The organism is Nocardia sp. JCM 38205 (assembly GCF_058222935.1).
This window is the reverse complement of the sequence record NZ_JBYHFL010000005.1, coordinates 582,146-602,225: the sequence shown is the minus strand read 5'-3', so window position 1 is coordinate 602,225 and position 20,080 is coordinate 582,146. Positions and strand designations below refer to the sequence as shown.

At 68.0% G+C, this 20,080-nt stretch carries 18 protein-coding genes and 1 pseudogene; 6 read left to right on the top strand and 13 right to left on the bottom strand.

The features are described from left to right. A pseudogene (locus tag AC4HOU_RS21655) lies at window positions 1-185 on the top strand (MerR family transcriptional regulator); the annotation flags it as partial. Between the two features lie 219 nt (window positions 186-404). On the opposite strand, the gene AC4HOU_RS21650 reads toward AC4HOU_RS21655, so the two are convergent. Continuing rightward, window positions 405-917: a MarR family winged helix-turn-helix transcriptional regulator gene (locus AC4HOU_RS21650; protein ID WP_490725063.1), complete on the bottom strand. Its 513-nt coding sequence runs from the start codon at window positions 915-917 to the stop codon at window positions 405-407. Between the two features lie 62 nt (window positions 918-979). On the opposite strand from AC4HOU_RS21650, the gene AC4HOU_RS21645 reads away from it, so the two are divergent. After that, window positions 980-3,079, top strand: coding sequence for an MMPL family transporter (locus AC4HOU_RS21645; protein WP_490725062.1), 2,100 nt, complete (start codon window positions 980-982; stop codon window positions 3,077-3,079). Here the strand turns inward: AC4HOU_RS21645 and AC4HOU_RS21640 are convergent. The 3 genes from AC4HOU_RS21640 to AC4HOU_RS21630 all read right to left on the bottom strand — a co-directional run bounded on the left by AC4HOU_RS21640 (window position 3,076) and on the right by AC4HOU_RS21630 (window position 6,032). Further along, a complete protein-coding gene (locus AC4HOU_RS21640; RefSeq protein WP_163814754.1) occupies window positions 3,076-3,279 on the bottom strand; it encodes a cold-shock protein in 204 nt (67 codons plus the stop codon). The genes AC4HOU_RS21645 and AC4HOU_RS21640 overlap by 4 nt on opposite strands. Before the next feature lie 132 nt (window positions 3,280-3,411). Further along, window positions 3,412-4,761, bottom strand: a complete 1,350-nt coding sequence (locus AC4HOU_RS21635; protein ID WP_490725075.1) for a WS/DGAT/MGAT family O-acyltransferase — start codon at window positions 4,759-4,761, stop codon at window positions 3,412-3,414. Window positions 4,762-4,808: 47 nt separating this feature from the next. Then, the gene (locus AC4HOU_RS21630; RefSeq protein ID WP_490725061.1) at window positions 4,809-6,032 is read right to left on the bottom strand and encodes a serine hydrolase domain-containing protein; all 1,224 of its coding nucleotides are present in this window, start codon (window positions 6,030-6,032) and stop codon (window positions 4,809-4,811) included. Between the two features lie 318 nt (window positions 6,033-6,350). On the opposite strand from AC4HOU_RS21630, the gene AC4HOU_RS21625 reads away from it, so the two are divergent. Together AC4HOU_RS21625 and AC4HOU_RS21620 are read left to right on the top strand one after the other, a co-directional pair. After that, entirely contained in the window at window positions 6,351-6,497 is a 147-nt protein-coding gene (locus AC4HOU_RS21625) for a hypothetical protein (protein ID WP_163814752.1), read from the top strand. Window positions 6,498-6,645: 148 nt separating this feature from the next. Next, a complete protein-coding gene (locus AC4HOU_RS21620) occupies window positions 6,646-8,199 on the top strand; it encodes an acyl-CoA carboxylase subunit beta (RefSeq protein ID WP_490725060.1) in 1,554 nt (517 codons plus the stop codon). A gap of 648 nt (window positions 8,200-8,847) precedes the next feature. On the opposite strand, the gene AC4HOU_RS21615 is transcribed toward AC4HOU_RS21620, so the two are convergent. Then, window positions 8,848-10,041, bottom strand: a complete 1,194-nt coding sequence (locus AC4HOU_RS21615; protein WP_490725059.1) for an esterase/lipase family protein — start codon at window positions 10,039-10,041, stop codon at window positions 8,848-8,850. Window positions 10,042-10,554: 513 nt separating this feature from the next. On the opposite strand from AC4HOU_RS21615, the gene AC4HOU_RS21610 reads away from it, so the two are divergent. After that, window positions 10,555-10,737, top strand: a complete 183-nt coding sequence (locus AC4HOU_RS21610; RefSeq protein WP_163814749.1) for a hypothetical protein — start codon at window positions 10,555-10,557, stop codon at window positions 10,735-10,737. Between the two features lie 16 nt (window positions 10,738-10,753). Here AC4HOU_RS21610 and AC4HOU_RS21605 read toward each other — a convergent pair whose 3' ends face one another. Then, a complete protein-coding gene (locus AC4HOU_RS21605; RefSeq protein ID WP_195021175.1) occupies window positions 10,754-11,125 on the bottom strand; it encodes a hypothetical protein in 372 nt (123 codons plus the stop codon). Window positions 11,126-11,134: 9 nt separating this feature from the next. Further along, window positions 11,135-12,826, bottom strand: a complete 1,692-nt coding sequence (locus AC4HOU_RS21600; protein WP_490725058.1) for a MerC domain-containing protein — start codon at window positions 12,824-12,826, stop codon at window positions 11,135-11,137. Window positions 12,827-13,103: 277 nt separating this feature from the next. Here AC4HOU_RS21600 and AC4HOU_RS21595 point away from each other — a divergent pair, with 277 nt between their 5' ends. Then, window positions 13,104-14,696, top strand: coding sequence for an AMP-binding protein (locus tag AC4HOU_RS21595; RefSeq protein ID WP_490725057.1), 1,593 nt, complete (start codon window positions 13,104-13,106; stop codon window positions 14,694-14,696). A 209-nt stretch (window positions 14,697-14,905) separates the two neighbouring features. Here the strand turns inward: AC4HOU_RS21595 and AC4HOU_RS21590 are convergent, their stop codons facing one another. From AC4HOU_RS21590 to AC4HOU_RS21565, 6 genes are read right to left on the bottom strand one after another with little or no spacing between them, the layout of a single operon-like run. Beyond that, on the bottom strand, window positions 14,906-15,568 hold the full coding sequence (locus AC4HOU_RS21590; RefSeq protein ID WP_163814745.1) for a TetR/AcrR family transcriptional regulator: 663 nt from the start codon (window positions 15,566-15,568) through the stop codon (window positions 14,906-14,908). Window positions 15,569-15,577: 9 nt separating this feature from the next. Beyond that, window positions 15,578-16,777: a thiolase C-terminal domain-containing protein gene (locus tag AC4HOU_RS21585; RefSeq protein ID WP_163814744.1), complete on the bottom strand. Its 1,200-nt coding sequence runs from the start codon at window positions 16,775-16,777 to the stop codon at window positions 15,578-15,580. A gap of 46 nt (window positions 16,778-16,823) precedes the next feature. Next, on the bottom strand, window positions 16,824-17,978 hold the full coding sequence (locus AC4HOU_RS21580; protein WP_163814743.1) for a thiolase family protein: 1,155 nt from the start codon (window positions 17,976-17,978) through the stop codon (window positions 16,824-16,826). Then, entirely contained in the window at window positions 17,975-19,045 is a 1,071-nt protein-coding gene (locus AC4HOU_RS21575; RefSeq protein ID WP_490725056.1) for a thiolase family protein, read from the bottom strand. Before AC4HOU_RS21575 ends, AC4HOU_RS21580 begins: the two co-directional genes overlap by 4 nt. Beyond that, window positions 19,038-19,538 (bottom strand): Zn-ribbon domain-containing OB-fold protein, encoded by a 501-nt coding sequence (locus AC4HOU_RS21570; RefSeq protein WP_490725055.1) that lies wholly within the window; start codon window positions 19,536-19,538, stop codon window positions 19,038-19,040. Before AC4HOU_RS21570 ends, AC4HOU_RS21575 begins: the two co-directional genes overlap by 8 nt. Next, window positions 19,535-19,990, bottom strand: a complete 456-nt coding sequence (locus AC4HOU_RS21565; RefSeq protein WP_195021170.1) for a Zn-ribbon domain-containing OB-fold protein — start codon at window positions 19,988-19,990, stop codon at window positions 19,535-19,537. The genes AC4HOU_RS21570 and AC4HOU_RS21565 overlap by 4 nt, the downstream gene beginning before the upstream one ends. Between the last annotated feature and the right edge of the window lie 90 nt (window positions 19,991-20,080).

The following is a 20,080-nucleotide window of genomic DNA, read 5'->3' as shown; positions in this document are numbered from 1 at the left end:
CCGTCGTGCTGTGGTCCCAGCAGGAGTCGACCGCTTTGATCTCGGCGATTCGCGCCGCGGGCGCGACCGGTGCGCGGGTATTCGTCGGCGGTCCGGGCTGGGAGTCGGCGATTCTGCCGGAATCGGCGCAGAGCCTGTCCGGACTCGCCGACGCGGTGGACCGGATCCTCGACGCGGACGCCTGAGCCGGCCTGGCCGGTTGTCCCGGTAGCGAGGGCTCGACTTCATCCGAGAAAACGATGCATAATCGTTGCGTACCTCCCACGGCAACGCGTGACGAATCCGGATCGAGGGACCGTGATGACAGTCGATCTCGCGCCGAACCGCACGCGGCGCCGACGATCCGGCCACGGCAGGTCGCGATGAGGCACCGGTTGACGACGGACGGCGATCGAGCGGGAACCTCACCGATCGGGTGCGGTCACTTCGTCGAGGTGGTTGCGCAGTGCCGCGATGACGCTTATCAGCACGCGATGGGTGGTTCGGAGGTCGTCGTCGGAGAATTCGGCCAGCGCCGCCCTGGTCCGCGTGCCCACCGGAATGAAGAAGTCCTCGGCTGCGGACCGGCCCTGCTCGTCGTGGCGGAGCAGGACCTTGCGTCGGTCGGTGTCGTCGGCGTCGCGACGCAGGTGCCCGGTGTCGATCATGCGCTCGACCAGATAGGTGACGGCGGCCGAGGACATGCCCATCAGTCTGCCCAGCCGCCCCGGAGTGAGCGGGACGCCCTCGAACTCGGCGGTCGCGATGTGCAGCAAGGCCCGGAAGTCGTTGGGCCGCAGATTGTTCGACCGCGCGAAGACGTGCCCGAGCTGTTCGGAGACCGCGGTGAGCGCGCGCAGGTCGGAGCCGATCTCGGTTTCGATCGCCGGCCGCTCGGGGTCGCCTCGGTGCTCGGGCGCGCGTCGCTTCTGATCCACGGGCACAGCCTAGCCGCAGAACCTCTGTTGCTTAAATATTAAGAATCTGAGAGGGTTCGCCTGTGGATATCTGGAGCCGGTACGCCGCGACGGTCAGCTCGCGCAGGTCATGGTGGTTGCTGCTGGTGCTGGCGATTGCCGCGATCGGGGTGATCGGTGCGGTCGGGGAGAACGAGTCCGCAGGTGAAGCACCGAATTCGCTGCCCGACGGTAACCAGTCCGCGCAGATCGAACAGGCGCTGGCGCAGTTTCCCGACGCCGATTCGGCCTCGGCGGTGATCGTGGTCTCCCGCGCCGACGGCGCCGCGCTGAGCGAGGCCGATCTGTCCGCCGCGCGTGCGGCGGTGGCGCGGGCGACGTCGGCCGAGCCGAGCGACGTCCGGCTGATCACCTCACCCGACGGCGCCGCCGCGATCGGCGGTGTCCCGGTATCCGCGCAGCTGAGCGGGTTCGCGCTCACCGACGAGATCGAACGTCTGCGTACGGTTTCCACGACCGGCCTGCCCGAGGCCCTGCAGCTCCAGGTGACCGGTGGGCCCGCGTTCGGCGCCGATATCGCCGATTCGTTCTCCGGCGCGAACGCCACCCTGCTGGCGGTGACCGCGATCGTGGTGGCCATCCTGCTGATCGTCACCTACCGGTCACCGGTGCTGTGGCTGATACCGCTGCTCGTGGTCGGCCTCGCCGATCGGGTGGCCACCAGCGTCGGCACGGCGCTCGCGCAACTGACCGGCCTCAGCTTCGACGGCTCCACCTCGGGCATCACCAGCGTGCTGGTGTTCGGGGCGGGCACCAACTACGCGCTGCTGCTGGTGTCGCGTTACCGCGATGAACTACGGCGGGAACCGGACCATCGGCGCGCGCTCAGGCAGGCGTGCCGCCGGGCCGGGCCCGCCATTCTCGCCAGCAACCTCACCGTCGTCTCCGCGCTGCTGATCTTGCTGCTGGCCTCGGTGCCGAGCACGCGCAGCCTCGGTGCGTCGGCAGCGGCCGGATTGCTGGTCGTCGTGCTGTTCGTCTTGTTCGGGCTGCCGGCCGCGCTGGCGCTGTGCGGACGAAAGGTGTTCTGGCCCTTTGTTCCGGAGGCCGGTGGTCCCGATCGCTCCGAAACCGGGGTGTGGCATTCGATCGCGACGCGGGTGGTCGAGCGCCGTGCTGTCGTGGCCACCGGCGCGACGGCGGCACTGGTGGTGTGTGCGGCCGGACTGTTCACCGTCGATATCGGGCTCTCGCAGACCGAGCAGTTCCGGGTGCAGGCCGAGTCGGTGGCCGGCTTCGACACCCTGGCCGCGCACTTTCCGGCAGGCACCGGCGATCCGGCGGTCGTCGTCGCGCGTTCGGCCGCGGCGGCGCGGGCGGAGCAGGTGCTGACGGAGACGCCTGGGGTGCAGCGGGTCACCCGAACCGGCACCGCCGATACCGGGCTGACCCGCTGGGCGGTGGTGATCGATGCGGCCCCGGAGTCCGAACGCGCCTTCGATCGGATCGAGTCGATGCGCGAACGCCTGGCCGGAATACCCGACGCCGACGCCCTCGTCGGGGGCAGCGACGCCCAGGCCCTCGATACCCGGAACGCCGCGAGCCGGGACCGCGCAGTGATCATGCCGCTCATCTTGGTGGCGGTGCTGATCATCCTGATCGGACTGCTGCGGGCGATCCCGGCGGCACTGGTGCTGGTCGCGGTGACGGTGCTGAGCGCGCTCGCCGCGCTCGGACTCGGCAGCTGGGCAAGCGTGCACCTGTTCGGATTTCCCGCCATCGACACCAATGTGCCGCTGTTCGCCTTCCTGTTCCTGGTGGCGCTCGGCGTGGACTACTCCATCTTCCTGGTGGTCCGCGCTCGCGAAGAGACGCCAGGGCACGGGACGACACAGGGGATCGTGCGTGCGGTCTCGACCACCGGCACGGTCATCACCAGCGCCGGGCTCGTGCTGGCGGCCGTGTTCTGTGTGCTCGGCGTGCTGCCGCTGATCACCCTCACCCAGCTCGGCATCGTGGTGGGTCTCGGCATCCTGCTCGACACCTTCATCGTGCGCACGATCATCATCCCGGCCGTCTTCGCCACAATCGGGGACCGCATCTGGTGGCCGAGCATGCCGGGAGAGGCCCGGAAAGCAAGAAACCCGCGCCGCGGCGCGGGTTCCTGGGCTGAACGCTCCTAGATGGCGCGGACGCTCTGGGCCTGCGGGCCCTTCTGGCCCTGCCCGACCTCGAACTCGACCCGCTGGCCCTCTTCGAGGGACTTGTAGCCGGAGCCGGAAATCTCGGAGTAATGGACGAAAACGTCGGGACCGCCGTCATCTTGCGCGATGAACCCGAAGCCCTTTTCGCCGTTGAACCACTTCACACTGCCTTGCGACATACTTTGTTTTTGCTTCCTGTTGCGAGCCGAGCGATCACGTGAACAACCCGTACTCGTCACCCAGCATGGCACAGCTGCCGAGGACGCCGCGCGGCGGCACGGTCGAACAGCCTCGACTGTGCCGTCGCGACATCACGCCGTGACGTGTTCGAGCTCGGTGAGCCCGGTCTCGAGATGCGCAAGTAGCCGTTGCAGATGCGGCACGCTGCGGCGGCAGCCGACGATGCCGAAGTCGAGGTTGCCGGCATTGGAGGACAGGGTGATGTTGAGTGCTTGCCCGTCCAGCACGATCGACATCGGGTAGCTGCCGTCCATCCGCGCCCCGCAGTAGTACATGGGTTGCTCGGGGCCGGGCACGTTCGAGATGACGATATTGAACGGCGGGCGCGTCATCGAGATGAAACCGGGCAGGCTCGCCAGCCCCAGCGGCGACATCATCACCGCCGACACCGCCAAGGCCTGGATTCTCGGCATCTCCGCGAACAGCCGTTTGCCTTCCCGCATCGAGGCGCTGATGATCTCCAGGCGCTCGGCCGGGTCGGCGCTGTGCGTCGCGAGATTGCACAAGATGGTTCCGACGATGTTTCCACCGCTGTCGGCTTCGCTCTCGGTCCGCAGCGACACCGGAACCATGGCGATCAGCGGGGTATCGGGGAGTGCGTTGTGTTCCAGCAGATAGGTGCGCAGCGCGGCCGAACACATCGCCAGCACAACATCATTGACGGTCGCCCCGGTCGCGGCCTTGATCGCGCGGATCCGGTCCAGCGGCCACGATTGGGCGGCGCATCGCCTGGCACCGCCGATGCGCACGTTGAAGAGGGTGTCTGGTGCGGCGAACGGGAGCGTGAGCTGCTGGTCGGTGAGCGCCGAGCGAATCAGCGACACGGTCGACGGCGCGAGCTTCCCGATCGTCCGGGCGGCGTCGGTGGCGCGGGAACGGCCGCCGGACGAGCCGGACCGCGAACGCCTCGGCAGGTTCCACGGCGTCCGGATCTCGGTGTCCGAGGAGTCCGTGGTGAGGGTACGCCGCAGCAGTCGCTGGGCCGCGACGCCGTCGATCAACGCGTGGTGCACCTTGGTGTAGACGGCGAATCTGCCGTCGTCGAGCCCTTCGATGAGATGCTGTTCCCACAGCGGCCGATGCCGGTCGAGCAGCCCACTGTGCAAACGCGAGGTCATCGCCAGCAATTCACGCACCCGGCCGGGAGAGGCGAGGGCCGCCCGCTGCACGTGATAGTCGAGGTCCACCTCGTCGTCGTGGGTCCAGGCCAGGCTCGAGATGCCGCCGAGGATCCGGCCCGGACGTTTGCGGAACGTCGGATCGGTCACCGGCGAGTCGACGAGCCGCTGATGGATCGACCGAGCGAAATCCGGCCCTGCGCCTTCCGGCGGCTCGAACAGCTGGAGCGAGCCCACGTGCATGGGGTGCTCGCGCGATTCGTTCAGCAGGAAGATCGCGTCGGTCGGTGCGATCAGGTCGATCATCGCGGCTCCTCACTACCTCCGGGCGCGGCGCGGCGGGGCGCCGATCACCCGGCTTTCGCTTGCCTGGACCTGTCTTCGGATGCCGGTGCGGCGGCCGCACGGACGATGGGGGTGAGCAGCCGGGCAAGAATCAGCTGGTCGCGTGGCAGCTTGGTGGCCTCGGGTAGCCAGTTGTGCACGAAGCCGACGGCCAGCTCATTGTCGGGATCGACCCATCCGCCGGATCCGACGAGTCCGATATGGCCGAATCCGCCCGGTGCGCCAGGAATGGGCCATGAGTGATAACCGAGACGCCAGCCCATCGGCAGCAGCAGGTTGCGGTCCGGCAGGTAGGTCTGGATCCGCGAGGCCGCGCGGACCCGTCGCCGCGACAGCAGTGCGTTGTCGGTGGCGAGCAGGTTGTAGACCGCCGCGACCGCACGCGCGGTGAACACGCCGTTGGCGGCGGGCATTTCGCTGCGCAGGATGGGCGCCTCGGGCCCGGCGGCGAGATCGGCGATGCCCGCGGCGTAGATCGATCGGATGAATCCTGTTCCCGGGCCGATGAATCGGGTGGTGGTCCGCAGGATCTGCTCGGCGTTCGGGAGGCCGAGCGGCAGCGACGAGCCGGACAGCGTCGCCACGGAGACATCACTGCTCGCGGGCGGTGCTCCCAGGTGCAACCCGTCGATGCCGAGCGGTTCGGCCAATTCGGTGCGGTACAGCTCGGCCATTCCCTTGCCGGTCACGGCGCGCGCGATGCCTGCGACCAGCCAGCCGTAGGTGATCGCGTGGTAGGCGGGCAGGCCACGGAACCGATCGGGCCGTGCGGCGGCGAGACGCTCCTCCATCGCGACGTGGTCGAGCATCTCGGTGGTGTTCCTGGCCAAGGGGCCGATGCGGGAAAGCCCGGCGCGATGGCTGAGTACTTCCGCGACGGTAATGGCTTTCTTGCCGTTGGCGGCGAATTCGGGCCAGTACTCCGCGACCGGGGCGCGATAGTCGATCAGGCCGCGCGCGGCCAAGCGGTGCACAACGGTCGCGGTGATGCCCTTGGTGGTCGACCACGAGACGGCGCCGGTATTCTTCTGCCATTCGTTGCCGTCGGCATCCGCGATTCCGGTCCAGATGTCCACCACGGGAATTCCGCGATGGTAGACCGCCAGCGCACCGCCCCCGCGGCCCCCGGCGAACAACCGCGCGAATGCGGTGACCGCTCTGCGGTATCCAGGGTCGGCCGCGCCGCGAACGGTGGAGCCGCCTGAGATGGGTCGAATGGGTTCGAGCATTGTTCGCATCCTTCGGGTCATACCGCCGCACGCAGCCGTGAGACAGCAGTACCCATCCACGATACTGGACATCGTTCAGGACACGGCGGCCTGTGTGTGTCATCGGAGCGTCGGCGCGGCGCGGCCCGGAGATCGGTCGATCGGCCGAGGCCGGGTGCCGGTGGCTGGGCGAGGCTCCATGCCGGTTGTATTACAACCGGGCCGCCGCACCACCGAATCCGTGCCCTTGCCGCGCTCGGGCTGTAGGGTCTGGTCCGCCTCAGATCGACCGCGAGGTCGATGACCGACGACCAGACAGGGGAGTCCCGGGTGATTGCCATGGACCAGAGTTTGCGGACCGAACAGCGTGGTGACGGGACCTGGCGAGCCTGGTATGTGGACTCGGAATGGATGGCGGACGGGTTCTCCAAGCAGGAAGCCGTCGCGGCGGCCCAGCGGTTGCGCCGCGGCGACAGCGGATCCTGAGCCGACGCGCACATCTTTTTTGGTCATATCGCCAGTGGTTGATCCGCTGACGCTGTGAGTGTGTCCAGACTGCGCCGCACAGCGCCGAACTCGTGTGCCTGCCCGGTTATCTTCGGCCGGACCACTGCACGGCGAGAGGCATATCCGGATGACGACTGGCACCGAAACGAAGCTGGACCGATTGCGCGAGGTGCTGGCCGTCGCGGCGGAGCCGGCGGGTGCCGCCGGGATCGCCAAACGTGCGCAGAAGGGCATCCCCAGCGTGCGGTCCAGGGTGCAGGCGCTGCTGGATCCGGGGACCTTCGCCGAGATCGGCGGGCTGGTACGTAATCCGCGTGACCCCGACGCCATGTACGGCGACGGCGTGGTGACCGGCCACGGCCGCATCGACGGCAGGCCCGTGGTGGTGATCGCACACGACCAGACCGTGTACGGCGGTTCGGTCGGTGAGATGTTCGGACGCAAGCTCACCCATATCTTGCGCTTCGCCTTCGAGAAGGCCTGCCCCGTGGTGACGATCAACGATTCCGGCGGGGCGCGGATCCAGGACGCGGTCGCCTCCCTGGCCTGGTTCGCCCATATGAGCCGCTGCCAGGAACGGCTGTCCGGTTTCGTGCCGCAGGTGTCGATCATGCTGGGCAAATGCGCGGCGGGTGCGGTGTACGGGCCGATCAATACCGATGTGCTGGTGGCGACGCCGAAGGCGCATATGTTCGTCACCGGCCCCGAGGTGATCAAGGCGGTCACCGGTGAGGATGTCACCGCCGAGGAACTGGGTGGCGCCGAGGTGCAGGCCCGCAACGGTGTGATCCATCAGGTGTGCGAGACCGAGCAGGACGCCTTCGACTGGGCGCGTAAGTATCTGAGCTATCTGCCGTCGAGCTGTGTGGAGCAGCCGCCGATCGTCAACCCCGGTCTCGAGCCCGAGATCACCATGCATGACCTCGAATTGGAGTCGATCATTCCGGACTCCGATCGCGAGGGTTACGACATGCACGAGATCCTGCTGCGGATCTTCGACGACGGTGATTTCCACGAGATCCGGGCGGCCCATGCCCCGAACCTGATCACCGGTTTCGCCCGGGTCGACGGCCGCCCGGTGGGGGTGCTGGCGAATCAACCGCTGGTGCTCGGTGGTGCGCTGGATGCGAACTGCTCGGACAAGGCCACCTACTTCATCCGGTTGTGCGATGCGTTCGGGCTGCCGCTGATCTTCGTGGTGGATACGCCGGGGATCCTGCCCGGCGTCGAGGAGGAACGCAACGGCGTCATCATCCGGGGTGGCCGGGTGCCGCGCGCGATCATCGAGGCGACCGTGCCGATCATCAATCTGGTCGTGCGCAAGGTGTACGGCGGCGCGTACGGGTTCATGGCGTGCAAGCAGCTCGGCGCCGATGTCAGCTTCGCCTGGCCGACCGCCCGCATCGCGGTGATCGGTGCCGAGGGCGCCGTCGACATCGCCGGGCGCAGGCAATTGCAACAGGTGCCGCCCGAACAGCGGGCTGCGGTGCGCGAGTTCATGATCGAGCAGTACAACGCCACCGTCGCGACGCCGTGGGTGGCCGCCGAGCGCGGCTACATCGACGCCGTCATCGAACCGTCCACCACCCGCCTGGAGTTGCGGCACGCACTGCGCCTGCTGCAGGACAAGGCCGCGGCGGCGGAGTTCAACCCGCGCAAGCACAGCTTGTATCCGATGTGAAGACACGGCCGCTCGTGCGGCCAGTTCAGGACGTACGTCATGGCCGGATTCGGGCATCGAACGGTGACGGTCGTCGCCGCCCTGCTATCCGGTGCGGCCGCGGTGGTCCCAGCGAGCGCCACGGCCGCGCCCCTCGATCCCATCGCGGTCCTGTGCACAGGCAGCGCGGATGGTTCCGGCGGGACCTGCGGGCGGTGGACCGGGTCGAGCCACTACGAGACCGGGGCGGATGCTCGTCGGCCGGTCGGTGAGGGTCTTGCCGTAGGTGGCGTCTGGCCTGACCAGTCGCGGTACCTGCTGGCTCGACCAGCGCAATCGCGTCGTGAATGCCGTTGGGCCGACAGTGGATCCTGCGATGCGCTGAAATGCCCTGGAACGTAGTGGCCTTTCCGTAGCCGGCAGATCGTGTTTGCTGGAAATCGCACCCGTGGCACCGCCCGGGGATGGCCTGCCGTCGATCGCAACGTGCCACGGATATGGGTATGCCCACCGAGCGGGCAGGGCCTGAGCCGCTCGATGGGCATCCGCCGGCCGTCGGACGGAACCGGCGCGGGTCACCGGTTTCGGGTGCGGGCGGCGGCCGGGCTCCCACCGGACCGGCCGGAGTCGGTGTCGATCCGGTCCGGTGGGTGCCGGTCTAGGGGGTGGTCAGAGTTGTCCGCCGCCGCCGATGAGCCAGGGGTTGAAGGTGCATTGCAGTTGCGGGAACTGCACCGGATCCAGGGCATTCAACGCGATCGACAGCGCGCGGGGGGAATACATCATGGTCAGGTGGTCGGAGATGTCTTGTTCGCAACCGTCCTGCAGGGTGATGTTGCGGACGGTAGCCCCCGGACCCGGCTTCAAAAAGGTCAGGTCGTAGGGATTGGTGATCTCGTCGTAGCGGGAACCCACGATCGTGTAATCCACCCCCGCCACGGTGTCCCCATTGGCGTTGAGCTGGTTGACGAAGTCCGAGCCGATGGTCTGCTGGATCCCGGCATGCCCGACGAAGATCTCGATGAACCCGAGGATGTCGATGCCCAGGTTGTTGATCGCACGCCCCAGCGCGCCGATCCCGTCCAGGCTGGTGCCGTGATGGGTGGCGCCGTAGGTGATCAGGTTCTTCACCTTCGCCGCGCCGCCTTCGAACTTGGTGTACCAGTTCGACATCGACCCACCCTGCGAGTGCGCCACGATATCGACCTCGGAGGCACCGGTGGCGGCCAGCACCCGATCCACGAACACCGCCAACTGCTTGGCCGAATCCTGGATATACCCGGTGCCCATCACCCCGGGCAGCACCGACCCCAGGCCACCGCCCTCGAGCAGGTTGGAGCGACCGTAGTTGAAGGTGAAGGTGCAAAACCCGGCATCCTTGATCGGCTGCCCCATATAGGCGTAGCCGTTGTAGGCGTTCATCCACGTGCCGTGGATCAACAACACCGGCCGCGGATGCTCGGGCGTCGGCTTGCAATTCCAGTCATTGGCCCCCGGCGGCGCCGCATCACCATTGGCCAGCCCATAGGCGAATGCCGCCAGCCACGACGTCTGCGCCGGACCCCACCCCACCGTGTCGGAGGCATACCCACCCGCCGACCCCGAACTACTCCCGGACCCGCCGTAACAATCACCAGAACCATTACCCGAACCCGCACCCGACCCCGAATCACACGCCGACCCCGAACTCGACCCCGAATCAGCCACCGGCCCCGCCACCGACCGACCCGCCGCAATATAATCGGCCAAATCCTGCTCCGTCGGCGCAGCCGCAGCCCGACCACCCACCGACGTCAACGCCAGCGCCACCGCGCCCGCCACCAGCACCGAACGCCACAACCGGCCAGAGGTACTACGTCTCATCACATGCCTTCCTGAACAACGCTGCCGCCGCGAATTCAACGGCATCGAAACTGCGCCAACGGTATTTGCGGAATCGGCGCCATCTCGGGAAGAAGCGTGGTCTCTGGAAACTTCACGAAAAACGTTCACCGGCATTCGGCACAGGGGACAGTCACAGCGGCGGGATCTTGTGTGATGTCGTCCGAGAACATCGGAGTATCAGCTGTTCCCGGCGTTGAGCAGCGGTTCTGCTGAACTGTATGAAATAGATCGTGCCTCGGGTTCGCCTGATCAATGTGTGTGGAAACAATTCTCGAAGAGCACACGCTGTGAGCTGTCCAATTGCTCATCGCTACCCGCGTTTCCGCGAATCGCACCGGATACGGTGATCATCCCGGTGAAATCGTCAGGGTGCGAACGCGTCCGCGCCGCCGCGTCGGAGCGAGGAATCGGACGCATCTCGGCGCCGAGATATCAACGGCGCGTGAGCAATGCCGTGCGCAGCACCGGGCCCGGACAGGAGGGCGAAGCCGGATGTACCTCGCAGGCATAGTGGTGACCTGGTTGACCTTCGCCGCACTCGGAACCACCTCGCTCTGGGTGGTGTGGGCGGCCCCCGGTCCCACCCGCGTGAAGATGCAGCGCTCCCTCGGCCCGGTCTGCCTGCTGAGCGTGGTGGTGATGCTGGTGTGGATGCAACTGGCGGCCGGCTGGTGAAAAGGTCACGGCCGCATCAGGATGCCAGTCCGCGCACCTGTTCCAGGAGGCCGACGATCTGCTGAATGGTGTCGAGATTCTGCAACGGCTCGGGGATGCGCCGGCGCAATCGCTCCCATCGGGTGGTGGCGGCCGGGATATCCGGTTCCGGGTCGGCGAGGTCTTGGAGAACATCGTCGACATCGGCGGCCGAATCCGGGGCCGCGGCCAGCTGGGCGCGCAGCCGGGCGAGTTCCTCGCGAAGTTCGGCGAGAGCGGTGGCGAGCTGATCGGTCTCCGCGCCTGCCGACAGATCGACCGGGCCGGTGATCTGCCCGTTGTTGCCCGAGCCGCCGATGTTTCCGGCGGCCACCCGCCCGCCGGTGATGTTGACCGAGGAATCTGACATGAGGGCCTCCTAGTTCGTCGCAGCGCCGGCGCCGGCTCCCACCGAGCCGGAATTGCCCATGCCGCCGATATTCCCGGCGATGACGTTCGAGTTGTTGATGACGGTCGAGTTGTTGATCTGCTGGACCATGTCGGCGAATCCCTTGGCGGCAATGCCTTTTTCCCGCAGGAACCGATGCACGGAATCCAGCGTGCGCTGCTCGAGGATCTTGAGGTAGCGGTCGCAGTCGGTTTCCTGGAACAGGTTGGCGAGTTCGTCGCCCGCGCCGAGTTCCCGGATGCTCGCGGCGGCTCCGAAGACCTGCTCCGCCTGATCCGGCGTGGTCCACGAGCCACCGGCGCGGCGGCGCGCCGACACGCCACGGATCACATCGGCGATCCGGCCGGGCACGGAGGTGGGCAACAACGCCAGATCGCCCGCGGCGGCCCACAGTGTGCGTAGTTCGAGCATGCTCGGCGGGGAATCGACGCGGCGGAATTCGGGCGCGATCGGGGCAAGGACGAATCCATGCCATTCGAGCACGAGCATCCGCTCCTCGCAGCCGACGTGCAGAAAGCCCGATACCGCGAGTTGCCGCGCCCAGCCGTCCAGCCGGTAGCAGCGGTAATAGCGTAACCACTCCGGTGATTCGTTGCTCAGTGCCGCCCAATCTTCGGCGTTCAACTCCGGTTCCGCGCCGGCATCGAGCCGGCCGAGCAGCGCGCGCCCGGACGGATTGTGCAACAGGTCTGCCGGCGAGAGCAGGGCCCAGCTGGTGACGCCGAGTTCGGCGAAGCGCCGGCCCGGGGTGAGGGTCGGCGATCTGCGCAGTGTTTTCAGATCTGCGGTGACGAACTCCTGGAGCTCACGGGGCTCGAACCTCGGCACCGGGTCGGTGGCGCGCGTGGGATCGGCCGACTCGGCGGTCTCCGAGCTCGCATACAGTTCCAGCGCCGACGACCAGGACCGGACCCGGACGCCCGCGCCGACGAACGGTTTGTGGCCGCGATACACCACGACCTCGCCCGAGCTGTCCTGCGCGCGCCGCAGCTGATCCTGGGAGATGCGGTGCAGCCGGTCGGCGTACGGCGCGCTCGCGGTGATGGCGGCCTCTCGCGGTGGACTGTCCGGTTGATATCGCCCGTAGCCGTACCAGGTGGTGGCGACCTGCCACGGCAGATAGTGCCGGGCGATCAGCAGGCACAGCATCGCGGTCACCAGGGCGAGGGTGATCAGCATGAACACGGTGGACAGGGCGGAATCAGGGGTGGTGAGGATCGGCTCGCCGATCGATTCCATGGCCAGCGAGGGCAGCGCGGTCGACAACGCGCTGAGCGCCGACCAGGCGAGCGCGGTGACCCACCATCGCCGGTGCCGCTCGGCGAGGAACCAGTTGGACCCGCCCCTGCCCTGCGCCAACCGGGCCACGATCGCCGCGCACAGCCGCCACGTGAGCCCGGCGATCAGCCAGACGAGCACCAGAATCGGCGAGAACACGGTGGTCAGGATGAGCGTGGCCACCAGCACGAGGTTGATGGTGCGCCGCCGCCACTGGGCTGCCGCCGCCTCGCGAAGCACGGTGACGGCGTCCACTCCCGGCGAGGGCGGAACGGCCCGTTTCGGCTCCGCCAGATATTCCTCGACCAGTGCATCGGCCAGCGCGTCGTCGAGGTGAACCGCGGCCGCCAGGAAGCGCGTCGGCTCGTCGGTGGGTGTGCTCATCGCGGCCTCGGCGACCGATCCCGATGCGTGGCCGGTGTGCTCATCCCTCGCCCCCTGACGAACGTGAATCGCTTGTGCCCCAGAGGTTATCAGCGGTCACCGACGACAGCTCGGGATTCACGGCGCGCATCTTCTCGGCTATCGGAGTGTCGTGGCCGGGAGTGTCGGCCGAGGGCGCGGACCGGAACGGATCTGCGCGCACCCCTTGCCCCGAACTAGAACGCGTTCTAACTTTGAGGGTGCATCTGTCGACGACGCGGGCCCGGAAGGCGCATGAATGAACACTGATCCGCAGATCACCGAGGTCGATCTCCTCCATCGGGAGCCGTTGGCGGTCGATATGCTCATCCGCTCGCTCGAGCTGTATGCCGACCGGACCGCGGTGCATATCGGCGACGAGCAGCTGACCTACCGGCAGGTGCGCGACCAGATCAGCAAGTTCGCCCAGGCATACACCTCGCTCGGCCTCGGGGTCGGTAGCCCGGTGGCGATCCTGTCGGCCAATCGGCCGGAGGTGCTGTTCACCCAGGGCGCCAATGCCGTCACCGGGGTCCGGTTCGCCGCACTGCACCCGATGGGTTCGCTCGACGATCACGCCTACGTGCTGGAGGACGCGGGCATCGAAACCCTCGTCTACGATCCGGACAAATACGAACAGCGCGCCGCCCAGCTCGCCGAGCGGGTCCCCGGGCTGAAGAATCTGCTGGCCTTCGGCCCCACCGAAGCGGGCACCGATCTGCTGGCCGCCGCCGACGCCTTCGCACCTGCCCCGCTGGTGGCCCCGGACGTCGCCCCCGGCGACACCGTCAGCCTCGCCTACACCGGCGGCACCACCGGCAAATCCAAGGGCGTGATGCTCAGCTTCCGCGGTGGCGCGACGCTGCTGCGCATCCAGATGACCGAATGGCAGTGGCCGCAGGAGGTGCGCTTCCTGGTCTGCACGCCGCTCAGCCACGCCGGTGGCGCGTTCTGGAACCCGACCAGCCTGCAAGGCGGTTCCATCGTGGTGCTGCCCGGTTTCGATCCGGCGACCGTGCTCGCCACCATCGAGAAGTACCGCATCACCTCGACGATGCTGGTCCCGACCATGCTCTACGCCCTGCTCGATTACCCCGATCTCGACAAATACGACCTGTCGAGCCTGGAGACGGTCTTCTACGGCGCCTCGGCCATCTCACCGACCCGGCTGGCCGAGGCGATCGAGAAGTTCGGCCCGATCTTCTTCCAGTTCTACGGCCAGGCCGAATGCCCGATGACGATCTCGGTGCTGCGCAAGGAAGATCACGATCCGGCCGTGCCCGAGCGGCTGGCCAGCTGTGGCCGCCCGGTGCCGTGGCTGCACGTCGCGTTGCTCGACGACGAGGGCAACGAGGTGCCGACGGGTGAGCCGGGCGAGATCTGTGTGCGCGGCCCGCTGGTGATGAAGGGCTATCTGAACAAGCCCGAGCAGACCGCCGAGGCCACCGAACACGACTGGCTGCACACCGGCGATATCGCCCGACGCGACGCCGACGGTTTCCTCTACATCGTCGACCGCAAGAAGGACATGATCGTCACCGGCGGCTTCAACGTCTATCCACGGGAAGTGGAGGATGTGCTGTCCGCGCATCCCGCCGTCAGTGCCGCCGCGGTGATCGGTGTGCCCGATGACAAATGGGGCGAGGCCGTGAAGGCCGTCGTGGTGCTGCGTGCGGGCCGCGAAGTGACGGTGGAGGAGTTGCAGGCGCTGGTGAAGGAACGTAAGGGCGCCGTATACACGCCCAAGTCCATCGATGTCGCCGACAGCATCCCGCTCAGCCCGCTGGGCAAGCCGGACAAGAAGGCTCTGCGCGCGCAGTATTGGAGCGACGGTGCCCGCCAGGTGAACTGAGCTCTCGCGGGCGCCGGCGGGGCGACGTGTTCCGCCGGCGCGGCCTTGTGGAGGTCAGCAGCAGGGGCCAAGTACTTTCCGCCCGCATCTGAGCGACAAACGACATTCGTTGTCGCTCAGATGCGGGCGGAATGCTCTCGAAGTAGGCACGAACGCACGCCCCCGCGAACGGATTCGATCGCGGCTGCGCGGCGAAACAGATGGCGGAATCAGCGATCCGGCGGACCGGCGAGAATCGCGGTCACCAGATCGATCAGCTCCTCGAGTACTTCCTCCGGCGTGAGCCGGGTTCCGCTCAGTGCCAGCATGTCGCGCAGTCCGTCGAGATCGCCGAGGGCCTGGAAGGTCAGGCTCATGGCCTGGGTCAGCCGGAACCGGATGGTGCGGGCCGGGACGTCGGGATAGATCGCGCCGAGCAGCGAGGTGAACCGGCGTGCCTGCGGGGCGAAACCCTCGGTGATCCGCGACAGCGCGGGATGCCTGCTGCCGATGATGCCCGCGACGATGGTGACCCACGCGGTACCGCCCGCGGCGATCTGCTCGGCCACCGGACGGACGAACGCCTCGGCCAAGGAGCGGGCCGTGGCGTCGCCGGAAGCCTCGATGTGGTCCAGCAATTCGGACCGCCGTTGCGACACCTGCCCGCCTCGCTGTTCGAGCAGGGCCTCGACCAGCGCGTCCTTGGAACCGAAGTGGTAGTGCACCGAGGCGACGTTCGCGCCGGCCGCCGACATCACCGCCCGCAGCGACACCGCGTCGATCCCGCGCTCGGCGAACAGCCGTTCGGCGGCGCGGATCAGGCGCTTGTCGGTGGGCAGGGCGGTGTCATCCGGCCCCGCCTGCGCGGGTTCCGTCGAAAGTCCTCGGCTCACGTGCGCACCCTAATCGAGCGGGCCGGGTGCACCGTAGAGCGTCACGACCACCGCGCCACCGAGCCCGAGGTTGTGTGCGAGCGCGCGGCGGGCGCCCTCGACCTGACGCGGCCCGGCCTCGCCGCGCAGCTGCCAGGTCAGCTCGGCGCACTGGGCCAGGCCGGTCGCGCCGAGCGGATGCCCCTTGGAGATCAGCCCGCCGGACGGGTTGACCACCCAGCGTCCGCCGTAGGTGGTCGCGCCGGAGTCGATCAGCGCGCCCGATTCGCCGGGCGCGCACATGCCGAGTGCCTCGTAGGTGATGAGTTCGTTGATCGAGAAGCAGTCGTGCAGCTCGATCACATCGACCTCGTCGATGGTGCTTCCGGTGGCGGTGAAGACCTCGGCGGCGGCCTTGTGCGTCATCGGAGCGCCGACGACATCGATCATGGATTCGGTGCCGAAGGAGGAGGTGTCGTCGGTGGCCAGCGCCTGCCCGAGGATCTCCACCGCGCGGTCGGCGAGACCGTGAGCCCGGACGAACGCCTCGCTGACGACGACCGCGGCCGCCGAACCATCGGACATGGGCGAGCACTGCGAGCGGGTGAGCGGATCGTGCACCGGCTTGTCACCGAGCACCTGGTCCAGGGTGTAGGCGTCCTGGAACTGCGCGTACGGGTTGCGGGTCGAATGTTCGTGGTTCTTCACCGCGACGCCGGCGAGTTGCTCACGGCTGGTGCCGTAGCGGCGCATGTGCTCGGCGGCCGCGGCGCCGAAGAACTGAGCGGTCAGCGGCGCCGTACCGAAACCGTTGGTGGACTTCAGAACCGCGATATGCCGGTCGATGGTGCTGACCGCGGGTGTGCCCGAACCGGCCATGGCCTCCTTGGTCATCTGCTCGAAGCCGACGGCCAGCGCCACGTCCACCAGCCCGGCCTGCACCCATTCGCGGGCCAGCATCAGCGCGGTGGAACCGGTGGCGCAGTTGTTGTTCACGTTCACCATCGGAATGCCGGTGAGACCCACGTCGTAGAGGGCGCGCTGACCCGCCGTCGACGGCTGGAAGACGTAGCCGACGGCCGCCCGCTGCACCTGGCCGTACTCGATGCCCGCGTCGGCCAGCGCCGCGCCCACCGCCTCGGCGACCATATCCGGGTACTGCCAGTCCCGGCTGGCGATCTTCTCGAATTTCGTCATCCCGACGCCGATGACGAAGGCTCGCTGGTTCACGGTGTTTCTCCTCGAAAGCGCTGTGCGCGTTGATGTGTGCTGGTGATCAGTGCTCGGGCCGGTCGCTGCCGACGACCCACAGGGCATGGAATTGCGAGGCGCCGCCCATCGCGTGGCCGATGGCGAGTTTCGCGTCGGGCACCTGATGGGCGCCCGCGGTGCCGCGCACTTGGAGCGCGGCCTCGGCGAACCGCAGCAGGCCGGTGGCGCCGGTGGGGTTGCCGGACAGCACCCCGCCCGACGGGTTGATCGGCAGTTCTCCGCCGAAGGCCGTGCGACCGGAATCGACCATCTTCCAGCCCGCCCCGACCTCGGCCAGCCCGATGTTCTCCAGCCACATCGGCTCGTACCAGCTGTAGGGGATGTAGAGCTCGGCGGTGTCGATCTCCCGGGCCGGATCGGTGATGCCTGCCTGCCGATAGGCCTCGGCGGCGCATTGCCTGCCCGCTTCCGGATTCACCTCGTCGCGCCCGGCGAAATGGCCGGTCTCGGTGCGCCAGGCCATGCCGTGGATCCAGGCGGGCGGCTGCGGGTTGTGCTCGGCGTCGGCTTCGCCCGCGAGCACCACCGCGCACGAGCCGTCCGAGGACGGGCACGACTCGAGGTACCGGATCGGATCCCACAGCATCCGCGAATCCCGCACCTCTTCGACGGTGATATCAGGACGCTGGATGTGCGCGTACGGATTGCGCGTCGCGTTGAGCCGATGATTGACCGCGACCTGCCAGCCGATGTGCTCGGGTGCGCCGGACCGGCGGATGTATTCACGGATGACCGGTGCGAAATGACCGCCCGCCCCGGCGCCGAGATTGGCGCTGAAGGGCAGGCCGCGCGAGAGCGCCCAGGTGAAATCGCCTTCGGATTCCTTGGAATAGGCGACCACGAGCACCCGGCGCGCCAGCCCTGCCTGGACCAGGTGGGCCCCGTAGATCGCCGCGTGCCCGCCGACGCTGCCGCCGGTGAACACCCGGGTGACCGGCAATCCGCGCGCGCCCATGGCATCGGCCAGATACAGCTCCGGATTCATCACCCCGTCGAACAGGTCCGGGGTCTTCGACAGCACGATGGCGTCGATGTCGCGGTGTTCGAGTCCGGCGTCGGCGAGCGCGGCGTCGACCGATTCGCGGACCAGCCCGCCGATGGTGACCTCGCGTTTCTTGGCCTGCTTGCTCTGGCCGATGCCGATGACCGCGGTTCTCATCGATCTCCCTCCATCAGGCAGATCAGGTTCTGCTGGAGTGCGGGGCCGTTGGTGGCGTGGGCGAGGGTGCGGTCGGCGCGGCCGTCGAGGATGTGCGCGGCGGCCTCGCCGATCCGGATCAGGCCGGTGGCGGTCGCGGGCCGCCCGGCCAGCGGTCCGCCTCCGGGATTGATGCGAGCGCCGTCGAGGCCGAGCGTGCGCGCCAGCAGCGGTTCCTGATAGCTGTATTCGCAATGTAATTCGGCGATGTCTACCTCGGCCGGGCCGAAGCCCGCGAGCTCGGTGGCCCGTGCGGCGGCGGCATCGACGGTGTCGGCGCGGGTGAGATCGCGGGTGCCCGGATAGTGGCTGTCCATCCGGTGATCGGCGCCGCGCACCCACGCGGGCCGGGCGGCGAGCCTGCGCGCGGCATCGCCCGCGGCGAGCACCACGACAGCCGCCGCGTCCCCGGCCGGCCCCACGTCGTGGGCGCGCAGCGGCGATGCGATGTAGGGCGCTTCCAGTAGCTGATCTACCGGATACTCGCCGGATATCTGTGCGGCGGGGTTACCGGCGGCCGCCGCGAGGCTGCGCGAAACAACTTCGGCCAGTTGACGTTCGCTCACCGCGCCGGACTCGATGAGCGCCGACGCCTGCAACGCTGCGATGGCATCGCGATGCGGGCGCAAGGGTGCGAGGAAATACGGATCCAGCTGCGCGGCCATCACCTGATCCAGATCCTGCGGCAAGGACCCGCGGCCGATGCCGTACACCACCGCGATATCGCCCTCACCGAGCTGCAACCAGCTCCATGCCTCGTACAAGGCCCAGGCCGCGTCCATCTCGACATGCGATTCCGAGATCGGCGGCCACGCCCCCACCGCATCGAGGGATTCGATATAGGCGAAGGTCCGGCCCTCGAAGAAGTCGTGGCTGCCAGAGGCGAAGAAATCCACGTCGTCGCGGGTGATGCCTGCGGTGTCGAGGGCGCGGCGGATCACCGGCAGCAGGATCTCGGCCATATCGTGGCGCCGGTCGGCGGCCGCGCACGGCGACTGGGCGAAGGCGACGATACCCACCTCACGCATCGGAACCTCCTGCCTCGGTGCGGATTTCGCCGGCAGTGAGGGGCCGGTAGTAACGGATGGCGTTCATCGATGTCTCGAGCGCGTCGTCGGCGCACCAGACCGGTTCGACGGCCATGCCGATGCGCACCCGGCCGGGCTCGATCTCCTGGATCAGATGCATCAGCCGCGTGTCGGCGCCGCGCACCTGGATGTGGGCCGCCACGTAGGGCGGGGTGAAGACCTGGCCGGGGAACGGGAAATTCACCACGCAGAAGGTCGAGATGATGCCGTCGCCGGGCAGTTCGAACGGCTCGGACAGCTCGGTCAGACAGCGCGAGCAGAACTCGGGCGGCGGCAGGTACACCTGGGCGCAGCTCGGGCAGCGGCGGGCCAGCAGGTGCCGTTTCGCCAGTCCGCGCAGGAACACCGATCGGCCCACCCCCGCGACGTAGGTGTAGTCCATCCGGAATGGATTGGTGAACTCGGTGACGGGTTCGGGCAGCCGGGTGCTCATGAGGCCACCGGCTCGAAGCAGACGATGTCGCGGATGCTGCCCACTCGCTCGTCGCGCCAGCGCGCGGTGACTCGCAGGCCCGGTGTCATGCGTGCGGGGTCGCCGCCGGTGTCGACGGCATGGAACAGCCCGCCCTCGGCGCCGTCGATGCTGATCAACGCCCAGGCGTAGTCGTGCGGAATGTCGTCGCCGGCGCGGCGCGGTACCCAGGTCCAGTGCCGCACCGTTCCGGTCTCGGCGAGTTCGACCAGCTCGCCGGTCGCCCGGGCGGTCTCCGGATCGAACTCGGCGGCCGGGCACAGCACGGTGCCACGATCGGTGCGGGTACCGAAGAGCCTGCCCTCGCGCAGGCCACCGAGGAAGGCCCCGATCGTCGGGCCGACCGTGCGGTTGAACGGGAATTGCAGGCTGTAGGGCGCATTCAAGCTGTCGTGGGGTGTTTCGGCTGTCATGAGGCTCCTGCCGACTGGTACCGAGAGTGGCGGCCGGGCCCGGTGGGGGGAGCGGGCGGCGAGTCGATCGTGACCCAGTGCCGTACCGCG